Origin of the sequence: Vibrio sp. McD22-P3 (assembly GCF_021568915.1) — a bacterium.
Lineage (GTDB): Bacteria > Pseudomonadota > Gammaproteobacteria > Enterobacterales > Vibrionaceae > Vibrio > Vibrio mediterranei.
Map to the genome: position 1 here is coordinate 22,225 of NZ_JAKGTN010000035.1, position 11,609 is coordinate 33,833.

10 protein-coding genes and 1 riboswitch are annotated in these 11,609 nt (G+C 44.3%); of the genes, 2 read left to right on the forward strand and 8 right to left on the reverse strand.

What is annotated here, in order from left to right; genetic code table 11:
* Positions 1-128: 128 nt before the first annotated feature.
* Together L2W36_RS25840 and L2W36_RS25845 are read left to right on the forward strand one after the other, a co-directional pair.
* The gene (locus tag L2W36_RS25840; RefSeq protein WP_062463567.1) at positions 129-1,070 is read left to right on the forward strand and encodes a LysR family transcriptional regulator; all 942 of its coding nucleotides are present in this window, start codon (positions 129-131) and stop codon (positions 1,068-1,070) included.
* 145 nt (positions 1,071-1,215) lie between these two features.
* On the forward strand, positions 1,216-3,009 hold the full coding sequence (locus L2W36_RS25845; protein ID WP_236111948.1) for an aminopeptidase P family protein: 1,794 nt from the start codon (positions 1,216-1,218) through the stop codon (positions 3,007-3,009).
* A gap of 80 nt (positions 3,010-3,089) precedes the next feature.
* On the opposite strand, the gene thiH is transcribed toward L2W36_RS25845, so the two are convergent.
* The 8 genes from thiH to L2W36_RS25885 all read right to left on the reverse strand — a co-directional run bounded on the left by thiH (position 3,090) and on the right by L2W36_RS25885 (position 11,317).
* Positions 3,090-4,202 carry a 2-iminoacetate synthase ThiH gene (gene thiH / locus L2W36_RS25850; RefSeq protein WP_236111949.1) on the reverse strand — a complete coding sequence of 371 codons (1,113 nt, stop codon included), beginning with the start codon at positions 4,200-4,202 and terminating at the stop codon, positions 3,090-3,092.
* Positions 4,203-4,225: 23 nt separating this feature from the next.
* Positions 4,226-4,993: a thiazole synthase gene (locus L2W36_RS25855; protein ID WP_107307584.1), complete on the reverse strand. Its 768-nt coding sequence runs from the start codon at positions 4,991-4,993 to the stop codon at positions 4,226-4,228.
* Between the two features lies 1 nt (position 4,994).
* Positions 4,995-5,198, reverse strand: a complete 204-nt coding sequence (gene thiS, locus L2W36_RS25860; RefSeq protein WP_124940446.1) for a sulfur carrier protein ThiS — start codon at positions 5,196-5,198, stop codon at positions 4,995-4,997.
* The gene (locus tag L2W36_RS25865) at positions 5,176-5,970 is read right to left on the reverse strand and encodes a HesA/MoeB/ThiF family protein (RefSeq protein ID WP_006074606.1); all 795 of its coding nucleotides are present in this window, start codon (positions 5,968-5,970) and stop codon (positions 5,176-5,178) included. Before L2W36_RS25865 ends, thiS begins: the two co-directional genes overlap by 23 nt.
* Positions 5,957-7,192: a thiamine phosphate synthase gene (locus L2W36_RS25870; protein WP_236111950.1), complete on the reverse strand. Its 1,236-nt coding sequence runs from the start codon at positions 7,190-7,192 to the stop codon at positions 5,957-5,959. Before L2W36_RS25870 ends, L2W36_RS25865 begins: the two co-directional genes overlap by 14 nt.
* A 15-nt stretch (positions 7,193-7,207) precedes the next feature.
* Entirely contained in the window at positions 7,208-9,130 is a 1,923-nt protein-coding gene (thiC, locus tag L2W36_RS25875) for a phosphomethylpyrimidine synthase ThiC (RefSeq protein WP_236111951.1), read from the reverse strand.
* A gap of 117 nt (positions 9,131-9,247) precedes the next feature.
* A riboswitch (TPP riboswitch) is annotated at positions 9,248-9,346 on the reverse strand.
* 56 nt (positions 9,347-9,402) lie between these two features.
* Positions 9,403-9,786: a fluoride efflux transporter CrcB gene (gene crcB, locus L2W36_RS25880; protein ID WP_006074609.1), complete on the reverse strand. Its 384-nt coding sequence runs from the start codon at positions 9,784-9,786 to the stop codon at positions 9,403-9,405.
* 148 nt (positions 9,787-9,934) lie between these two features.
* Complete coding sequence (locus tag L2W36_RS25885; RefSeq protein ID WP_236111952.1) at positions 9,935-11,317, reverse strand: multicopper oxidase family protein; 1,383 nt, start codon at positions 11,315-11,317, stop codon at positions 9,935-9,937.
* Positions 11,318-11,609 lie beyond the last annotated feature (292 nt).

The window sequence follows — 11,609 nt, forward strand, 5'->3', positions numbered from 1 at the left end:
GTTTGCAAGGTATTTGCCTCTTACAGATAAGATAACTTTAGATTGTTTGCGCAGAGTTTAGTCTTGTTATGATATGAACAGAAATGGTTTATACTCATTAGTATTATTCCCACTAGGAATGTCTTAACATGAATCTCGAAAAGCTGAGCCGAATTGATCTTAACTTATTGTTGTGTCTGAATGTGTTGCTTGAAGAATGTAACGTGACTCGCGCTGCGAACCGCTTATGCCTAAGTCAATCGGCCGTTAGTAAATCACTTGCCAAACTCAGAGTGCTTTTCGACGACCCATTATTTACTCGCCATGCACATGGTCTGGTGCCTACACCACGGGCATTGCAGCTCAAACCTAAGCTCGAAGTTCTAGTGACTCACATGCAATCGATAACTGAACCACCCGAGTTCTCGCCTACTACCAGTGAATATCGATTCCATATTGCGGCGGTAGAAAGCGTTTATCCGCTTATTATGCCGCACTTCTTACCAGCTATTTTTGGACAAGGACCAAACCTCAGCATTAGCACCCACTCTTGGACTGAGCTGACGTTTGAAAGAATGCAAAAAGGTGAACTTGATTTAGGGATTACAGGTAAAGACATCGATATTAGAGATGCAGTTCGAACCATGTATCCACCTGATGATATCCAAGAGCTTGAAGTGTATCGTGACAACCAAATGTGTTTAGTCCGCGCAAATCACCCTGTGCTATCTAAGCCTTGGAATTTGGAAACCTACTTGTCGCTTCGCCATGTACAAGTTCGTTGTGATGGAAGTGATCGATGGTTATTAGACTACAAACTCTCAGATATGGGCAGAGAGCGCGATATCGCAATCACCGTTCCTGACTTCAATAATGCCGCAGCACTTTGCAGTTACACCGACTTTGTCTTTACCGCACCTCGACACTTCGTACACCTAGTCGCGGAGCAGATGGGGCTTACCGTGCTTCCTTTACCTTTAGAGTTTCCTCCGATGGCGTACACACTCTTTTGGCATAAGGACAGAAATCGCGATCCCGCGTTAACTTGGCTGATTGATATTATCCGTCAGAAGACATTACACCTGAGATAACCCGTATAACGTTTGACGTCGGGTTTTGATTGTTGAAACCTTATTTCGCAGCCACCGGAATCGATTGTATATGGGCGGCAAAAGCGCTAGCTTATAGGGCAAATACTACCAGGTGACTTGTTTCGCCATGATGAAGGAATAACAGATGCAGGAACAAATTTCTCGCCGAGTTGAGCTGGTTCAAGCTTGGCTTGTAGCAAACGATCTTGATGCGTTTATCGTCGCACACGAAGACGAGTACTTGGGCGAGTATGTACCCGCTCATAATGAGCGTCTACATTGGCTAACGCAGTTTACTGGTTCAGCAGGCGCTGCTGTTGTGACTCGCGAAAATGCGGCCATTTTTGTCGATGGCCGTTATACGGTGCAAGTAAGAAAACAAGTACCTGATGGTATTTTTGAATACTGCCACCTCATTGAGCAACCACCAATTAAATGGGTAACCGAGACACTTCCTGTCGGTTCTCGTATTGGTATAGACCCACGCATGCACCGTGGCAGCTGGTATCAAGGTGCCTTAGTTCAATTGGGTAGTAAGTTCGAACTGGTCGCAACAGAACAAAACCCAATCGACATTAATTGGAGCGATCGTCCAGAACCTCAGCTAAGCCAAGTTCGTTTAATGCCTATTGAAAAAGTAGGACAAAGTAGTCAAGACAAGCGTACAGCTCTAGGGCAATCACTAGTGGCCTCTGACGCTGATGCCGCTATCATTACTGAATTGGATTCGATTTGCTGGCTTCTGAACGTACGTGGGCTTGATGTATCTCGTCTGCCAGTCTTACTGGCGCATGCCATCCTCTACTCCGATGGCTCAACAAAGTTCTTCATTGATGAGTCACGAATTGACGACCGTGCGGCATTCGACGTTCACGTAGGCAACGGAGTTGAAGTATGTAGCCCTAGCGATTTAGAGCGAGCTCTTGAGGCTCTATCTGGCAAAAAAGTCACCTTGGACCCAGCAACCAGTAATGCTTGGTTCCAACTAAAGCTTGAGGCTTTCGGAGCGAAACAGTTACAACTTGCCGACCCTTGTCTAATGCCAAAAGCGGCTAAAAATGATGTAGAAATCGAAGGAATGAAAGCTTGTCACATCCGAGATGGTGCTGCGATGGTTAAGTTCCTCTCTTGGTTGGACAAAGAAGTGGCTAGCGGAAATCTCTATGATGAAGCTATTCTCTCCGATAAGTTAGAATCATTCCGTCAACTCGATAGCTCACTCGTAGACCTTAGCTTTGACACGATTTCCGCCTCTGCAGGAAATGCCGCGATGTGTCACTACAACCATGAAAATCAAGAAGTCCCTGGTGCGATTATTAAAGATACTCTATATCTGGTTGACTCAGGTGGCCAGTATCTTGATGGTACTACCGATATCACAAGAACAATCGCTATTGGTTCGCCTTCAGAAGAAATGAAGCGCCAGTTTACATTGGTGCTTAAAGGTCATATTGCTCTTGCATCCGCCCTATTCCCCAACGGCACCTGTGGTCACCAGTTAGATGTTTTAGCTCGTCAGCATTTGTGGGCAAATGGTTTTGACTATGATCACGGCACTGGCCATGGTGTTGGACATTTCTTAAGTGTTCATGAAGGACCACAACGCATTGCTAAAGCAGTGAATAACACTCCACTCATTGCCGGAATGGTACTGTCAAACGAACCTGGGTACTATCGCGCTGATGAGTTTGGCATCCGTATTGAGAATTTGGAACTGGTTATCGAGAAATCGACACAAGGTGATGCTAGCATGCTTGGTTTTGATTCGTTGACTCGTTGCCCTATCGATAAGCGAAATATCGTTAGCTCATTGTTAACGGATGAAGAAATCAACTGGCTGGATTCGTATCACCGTAAAGTGTTTGATGAGGTAGCGCCACTTGTTGAAGGTGAGCCGCTTGATTGGTTAGAGCAAGCCTGCGCACCGCTTGTTCGCTAGCTTACCCGAGAGATTAAAAAGGAGCTGTTTAACAGCTCCTTTTTTTGTTTCACGTGAAACACTTCATAGACTATACCGGTTTATCCTGAATAGGATTGGTGCCAATCTTTCCAAACCGGTTCCATTCCAACCTGCTTAACAGACTCTGCAACAAGACGAGCGCTACGTTCATCACTAATAGCAAACTGTTCAAGCTCTTCTTCTTCATTAGCGTAACCACCAGGCTGTGTTTTTGATGCCGCACTGATACTGGTGATTCCTAGTGGATAAACATGGTCTCGAAAAGTTGGAGATTCACGTGTAGACAGAGAAAGCTCAACTTCATTGTTAAACAATCTATAAGCACATATTAGTTGCACTAACTGTTTATCTGTCATTACAGATTTTGGTTGCAACGCACCTTCACAGGGTCTTAGTCTTGGAAAAGAGATAGAGTAACGAGACTTCCAATAACGGCCTTCTAGGTACTGTAAGTGCGCTGCTACAAAAAAGCAGTCCGTGCGCCACTCTTCTAAGCCGATCAACGAGCCAATACCAATCTTATCGATACCTGCTTTCGCTAATCTATCAGGTGTATCTAACCGATAATCAAAATCCATCTTGTTGCCACGCAAATGATGTTCGGCATAGGTTCTGCGATTATAGGTTTCTTGATACACCATAACCGCATCCAAACCACTATGCTTTAGCTCAGCATACTCATTTTGGTCCAAAGGTTGAACTTCCATTGCTAGGTAGCTGAAGTGCTTTTTGATCGCTGGAAGAACTTGCTTGAAATACTTCATCCCTACTTTGTTTTCATGCTCTCCCGTTACCAATAGAATATTGTCAAATCCCATAGATTTAATCACATTGCATTCAGCATTGATTTCCTCTTCAGAGAGTGTCTTACGTTTGATACGGTTTTCCATTGAGAAACCGCAATAGGTACAAGCATTGGCACAGAGATTAGACAGGTACAATGGAATGTACATCGACATGGTATGTCCAAAACGCTTACGAGTGAGCGCAAAAGAGCGCTGCGCTAATTGCTCTAAGTACGGCTCTGCCGCCGGAGAAACTAACGCCTTAAAGTCTTCAAGATCTAACTTGGTTTTACTCAAAGCACGCTGAACGTCTCTTTCTGTTTTCGAGTATATTGATAGACGAACGTCGTCCCAGTTGTACTTAGCGTGTTCCTCAACAAAACTCATCGTTTCACCTTTATCTATCGAACTCACATTGAATCAAGAAAAGCGGTTAGCGGGCTGGATGCCACCGCGTGGTTTACCGTTCCTGCTAGGCCACTTTCATAGGCCAAACGTCCAGATTCGACTGCGAGCTTAAATGCACGAGCCATTTGAACTGGATCTGCCGCCGCGGCAATCGCTGTATTCACCAACACAGCGTCTGCGCCCATTTCCATCGCCAACGCAGCATGAGAAGGCGCGCCGATTCCGGCATCAACAACCACTGGTACGTTAGCCTGCTCGATTATAATTTCTAAGAAATCACGACTTACCAAACCTTTGTTACTACCAATGGGTGCTCCCAAAGGCATCACCGCAGCACAACCCACTTCTTCTAGATGCTTGCATAACGTAGGATCTGAGTGGCAGTAAGGAAGCACAACAAACCCGTCTTTTACTAACTGCTCCGCCGCCTTCAAGGTCTCAATAGGATCTGGTAGCAAGTATTTTGGGTCTGGATGAATTTCAAGTTTCAGCCAATTTGTGCCTAACGCTTCGCGCGCTAAGTGCGCAGCAAAGACGGCATCTTTTGCGTTCTTCGCCCCAGATGTATTAGGTAATAGGTTTACGTTATTACCAATAAGTGGACTTAGGATGTCGTCATCTTGTTGGTTTAGGTCAACACGTTTAAGTGCCATGGTTGCCAACTCTGACTGACTTTCAGCAATAGCTGCAATCATGAGTGACTTATCGGCGAACTTTCCCGTTCCAGTAAACAAACGTGAGTTAAAGGTCTTTCCTGCGATAGTGAGCATATTAGCCTCCTGCGATAGCTTGGAAAACATTGATGGACATGTTGGATTTGACTGTGAAATCCGACCATTTGGCTCTTGGTATAATTTCATCGTCTACTGCTACCGCGCAGCCTTGCGTTTCAATATCTAGCTCTTTAAGTACGCTAATGAGGTTAAGCTCGTGAGAGGTTTCTTTCGGTGCGTTATTTACGGTAAATTGGATCATTTTTGATTCCTGTTGTTATCTTCGAATCACGGCAAACTGAACACGTCTCATCATGAGAAATCTTAAGAGACTGCCACTGTCCAGTTAAGCCATCAAATAGCTTCAATTCAGGGTGACTGCTGTTACCTAAGTCTGTAATGACCTTTAGCGCCTCTAAAGCTTGATAGACGCCCATCATCCCCACTACTGGTCCCATTACACTCGACTCAGAACATTTCATTGCCCTATCAAGTTCTTCGAATGGATAGAGGCAGTGATAACAAGGTGTGGCTAGTTTAGAGAACTGAAATACCGCCAATTGACCGCTCCAACCTATCGCGGCGGCAGTCACTAGAGCTTTGCGATTCTCAACACAGGCTTTGTTTATTGCCTGCCGAGTTTCTATATTGTCAGTACAGTCAATCACAACATCTGCCAAGGACACCTCGAGCGCTAATTGGCTACCGTGCAAACGACGCTTAATGGTCCTAACATTAATGTCTGAGTTTTGTGCCTTGAGAAAATCAGCCAGAGTTTTTACTTTGGATTGCCCAACCTCATTTGAACGATAGGTAATTTGTCTCGGTAAGTTCGACAGCTCGATATCATCATCATCAGCGATAACGATTCTTCCTACTCCCGCTCCAGCTATATACATGCTTGCTGCTGTTCCTAATCCACCACACCCAACAATTAGTACATGACTTTCACAAATCGCCGCTTGGCCGTTTTCACCGACATTGGGCAAGCTCAACTGCCTTAGATATTGTTGAAACTGTTTATCGGAGACCATCACGCTCTCCTGCCATTATTAGTGAGAACTCATCGATAACGTGCTGAGTATCAGCCGCTAATGTTAACGCTCTCACTACCGCTAGGCTGGTAACACCACAATCCCAAACAGGTTTAGCGGTTTGCAGATCAATACCGCCAATAGCAACTGTCGGGTAACCAAGCTTCTCTCCATATTGAATAGAGTCGATCAATTGCTGATACAGAGCGAGTCGTACCAACCCCTGAGGTCTTGATGGCATGACTTTAGTGGTTGTCGGAAAGATGTGACCTAATGCGATGTAGCTGGGATGAATTTGGACCACTCGAAGCAGTTCATAATAGCCATGGGTAGAAAGACCAAGCGCGATATTGTTGGATGCCAACAAGGTAAGGTCTGCAGTCTCTATATCTTCTTGACCTAGATGTACACCAAAGGCGCCATACTCAATAGCCAATTGCCAGTAGTCATTGATAAATACTTGCGCGTCATACTGCTCACCCAATTGAATGGCTTTCTGAATCTGCTGAGCAAGATTAGGGTAATCAGGGTCTTTGATTCTTAATTGAATCGTCTTTATACCTTGTTTCAGTAAGCGCTCAATCCACTCTACGTTATCAACAACCGGGTACAGCCCAAGACTGCTTTTAGATAACGTCGGAAATACGGATGTGGAGGCTCTCACTGCCCATCCCACTTTAATAGCTAGATGAGAGTTTTCTATCACCGGAGTGAAGAACTGCTCCCTTGTTGATGGCCATGTTTCACGTGAAACACTTCCTGCTCTAGCTAACATAACAGCATCTTCAAGAGGAAAATCCAACACAATAGAGACAATAAACCAAGCAAAGTGCTCTTGAGCATCAATTAACGATAGCGCTCCCGATGACGCCTTAATCACCTCTTCACGACAAGACCATATATCCTTGCGTTCAAACTCCGAATGAACATCAATATAAACGTCTCCAAGCGTCATTGACTGTATCACCTTGGGGAAATCGCTTTCTACAAAACCATGGTGATAGTGAAGTCGATAGTCCGCCTCATTATTCATTTGCACTGATAGCAGATCAGAACTGATGATTTGGCGACGTTCAGAGTCATCAATGTGAATAACATCCGACTCTTTGACTTCTGATATCTGAATATCTTCGATATCAAAGCCTACACTCTGCGCTAACGACAGAACATGACGAACGCGTTCAATAAGATCTTGATGATTAGATGGGATTAAAAGTGTCAACGGAAGCTCCTTCGCTTACTCTTCAGTTACGGCTGGATGATAGAGTTCGGCGCCCGTAGCTCTGAACTCTTTAGATTTTTGACGCATACCTTCCAATGGATCATCAATCAATTTGATGTCGATGCTCTCAGCCCCTTGCTGCTCTTTGGCGTATTCTCTAACTTCTTGAGATATTTTCATTGAGCAGAATTTAGGTCCGCACATAGAACAAAAGTGAGCGACTTTTCCGGACTCCTGAGGGAGAGTCTCATCGTGAAATTGACGCGCGGTATCAGGGTCTAATGACAAGTTAAACTGATCTTCCCAACGGAACTCAAAACGAGCCTTTGACAAAGCGTTGTCTCGAATTTGTGCACCAGGATGCCCTTTAGCTAAGTCCGCAGCGTGAGCGGCGAGCTTATAGGTGATAAGCCCCGTTTTTACATCGTCTTTGTTTGGTAGACCGAGGTGTTCTTTTGGAGTGACGTAGCACAGCATAGCGCACCCGTACCAGCCAATCATAGCCGCACCAATACCTGACGTAATGTGGTCATATCCTGGTGCAATATCTGTTGTGAGTGGACCCAACGTGTAGAATGGTGCTTCGTGACAATGCTCCAGTTGCTCTTCCATATTCTCTTTGATCATATGCATTGGAACATGGCCTGGACCTTCAATAATTACTTGTACATCGTGTTCCCAAGCAATTTTAGTGAGTTTCCCAAGTGTGCGTAATTCGGCAAACTGAGCTTCATCATTAGCATCCGCAATAGAGCCAGGGCGTAAGCCATCTCCTAAGGAAAGAGCCACGTCATAGCGTGCACATATCTCACAGATTTCTTTGAAGTTGGTATAGAGGAAACTCTCCTCGTGGTGGGCAAGACACCACTTAGCAATAATGGATCCGCCGCGAGATACGATTCCAGTAACACGTTTAGCAGTCATCGGAATATGACTCAGAAGTAAGCCAGCATGTATAGTAAAGTAGTCTACGCCCTGCTCTGCTTGCTCGATAAGCGTATCACGCATAACTTCCCAAGTAAGATTTTCAGCAACCCCATTCACCTTCTCTAAGGCTTGATACATAGGAACCGTACCAATTGGCACTGGGCTATTTCTTAATATCCACTCTCTGGTTTCGTGGATATTACGGCCCGTCGACAAATCCATTACCGTATCAGCTCCCCAACGAGTGCCCCAAACAAGTTTTTCTACTTCTTCTTCAATCGATGAAGTTACTGATGAATTGCCGATATTGGCATTAACCTTCACCAAGAAATTGCGTCCAATGATCATTGGCTCTGACTCGGGGTGGTTAATATTGGAAGGAATGATCGCGCGCCCTTCAGCGACCTCTTTTCGAACGAATTCTGGCGTAATCTCTTTAGGTAGGTTAGCACCAAAGTGCTGACCCGGATGCTGCTGGGTGAGCATTTCATCATTGAGTTTTTGACGTCCCATATTCTCGCGTATCGCGATGTATTCCATTTCAGGGGTAATGATGCCTTTCCTAGCATAATGGAGCTGAGTAACACATGCGCCCTCTACACCTCGTCGGATACGGGGAAGCTGGCCATAGCGAAGCTCATCAAGCGTCTCATCCTCAAGTCTCTCTTTGGCAAATTCAGAGCTCACACCAGCTAATACTTCGGTATCAGAACGTTCATCAATCCATTGTTCTCTTAACTTTGGTAGGCCTGAATAGAGGTCAATATGGTGGTTTGGATCAGTATAAACACCGGACGTGTCATAGACATGAATAGGTTCGTTGGGAACATAGATAGGATTATCTTGACTGCCTCCTATTAGGCTATCGGCCAACGATATCTCGCGCATAGGGACTTGTATGTCACTGCGGCTACCTTGAATATAGGTCTTCTGAGAGTTTGGATAGGGAGTCACCGATAGCGTATCGATGAAGTTTTTTGCTTCCAGTCTGCTTTGCTTACGTGTCGACATAGCATTTCCTTATATATCATATAGTTATAAAAGATAAATGCTTGACGGATGTGTGAGTACAAGAGGTATCAACCACAATAGCTTGCGCTATTTGATAAATAAAAGAGGGAGGGTTTCCATTTTATTTCTCCTGTTCCCTTCGCTGGTACTAACCAGATCAGGTTCAACGGATCCCGAATTAACGGTCTCAGCCCTAAGGCACTCCGACAAGTATTGAAGCGATTATAGAATAATTAGTTCCGATTTTTCAACCAAACTATGTATCTTTTTGTTTAACTTTTGATCAGCAACTGAAACCCTATCCAGCATGCAGAGATACTTAGAACCACATTGAGTAGAACATTAAGTCCCATTTTCAAAAATGCTCCCTGTTGCATCAAGAGTACATTGTCCATGGAAAACGTAGAAAAGGTAGTTAAAGCGCCAAGAAACCCAAGACCTATTATTTGACGCCATGGTTCTGGGGCAAGTACCTCAGTCTCAAAAGCGGCTATGAGTAACCCCATAATAAACGAACCAACTACGTTAACGGTAAGTGTCCCATAAGGGAACCCTCGACCAAAAAGTACAATACATAATTCTGAAACTAAGTAGCGTGAGCATGCACCAAAAGCACCACCTATCGCTATAAAACCTAAAACTGCAAACTGACCCATCATAGAGTACCTAAAATTAAATGCCTATAGAGCTAATAGTATACGAACACTTGATGATTTCGACAGAAGTCAGCGAAAATTATGTTTTCATAAGACACAGATAGTCTATCGTTTGTAGTCAAAATTTAAAACGTTACAGGAGTCACTTTTAACTCACTTTGACGTATCCCATTAGTCCTGTCTTCATATGTTCAATAACATGACAGTGATACATCCAGCTTCCAGGGTTATCTGCAACAAATGCAACTTTTGCTCTGCCGTTTTTTCCAAGTAACACAGTGTCGGTATGAAATGGCTCGACCTCTTTGTCATCCAGCTCAAGCACTGTAAAAGTATGACCATGTAGATGAATAGGATGGTGATACTGTGTGACATTTCTGAGATCGAAAATATAAGTTCGGCCCAACTCCAACTCTGCAATAGGATCTGGTATTTTATCTTTACTCATGCCTTCCCAAGCTCTTTTGTTCATTAACCAGAACTTAGGTATAGCTTTACCGTCTTTACTTGCTGGAGTAACAGCCCCTTCCCACTCGAAGACAAAGTCCTTGGTGATGGCATTCGATAGGTCAGGCTTTGGAATTGGGTTTAATGGTAAGGATGGTATCTTTTGTTCCTTAGCAACGCCCTCACCTTTGACAGAGAAAGAACAAAGAGGAAATGGGAAGTTACCCTTTAGGTGGCGAACATAAACTGTAGAACCATCTTGCTTAGGGGCAACTATGGCCAAATCAAGACGCATACCTGGGCCCATTTTATGGTCAGTAAGCTTATACGGAGTGGATATTGGGTTTCCATCGATAGCAATTACCCAAGCTGTCGCACCTTCTACAGCGATCTTATAAGTTAAGGTATTATCAACATTTACCACACGCGCTCTAATAAGCCCGTTAGGACGAACTTTGTAATTAGGTTCATTGGTGCCATTAACTGTTCCCCACTCACCAGGAGTACCCATACGAGCGCTATATCGAGGAATCATTAGCTGCTTCCAATTACCTTTTTTGTCTATGTGCCAATTTTTTAATACTAATTCCAAATCATGATCGAATTCTAAAGGCTCGCTCTCTTCAACAATAAGCGCTCCAACCAATCCCTTGCCGAGTTGAACCACGCTATTCATATGAGAGTGATACCAAAAGGTTCCAGCATCTGGCGGCGTAAATTCATAGATAAAGGTTTCATTAGGCATTATCGGGGGCTGACTTAGGAAAGGTACGCCATCCATCTCGATAGGTATTCGAAGTCCATGCCAGTGAATCGTCGTGGGTTCGTCTAGCTTGTTAGTGAAACGAATGACTACCTTCTGTCCTTGCTTGCAGCGAATTGTGGGCGCAGGAATTTGGCCGTTAAAGCCTAAGACCTCGGTTTGATACCCTGGAACAAGTTCTGCAGTCGTCGGTTGCGCCGTCAGATCATAAACGATGAGATCTTGTGACTCAGACACTTTTGTTAATGAGCACCCAGGGATAGCAGCAATAGCAGAAAATGATAATGAGCTTTTTAAGAAGGTACGGCGAGATAGATTCATTCTAATAGTCCTTTTTTGACCTATTAGATAATGATTCTCAATTACTTGCAATTAACTTAATTGATAGATGTGAATGTAGACTTGAATGGCTATATGAAAACTATGACAAATATCAGGCTGTAACGATTTGAGGTAAAAATCCGTTTAAGCCGATAATAACAGCACTAGGAAAGGGAATTACTAAACTCTAGATAATAAAAAACCCGACGCTTTCGCATCGGGTTTTCTAATAAGTGGCGGAGTGGACGGGACTCGAACCCGCGACCCCCGGCGTGACAGGCCGGTATTCTAA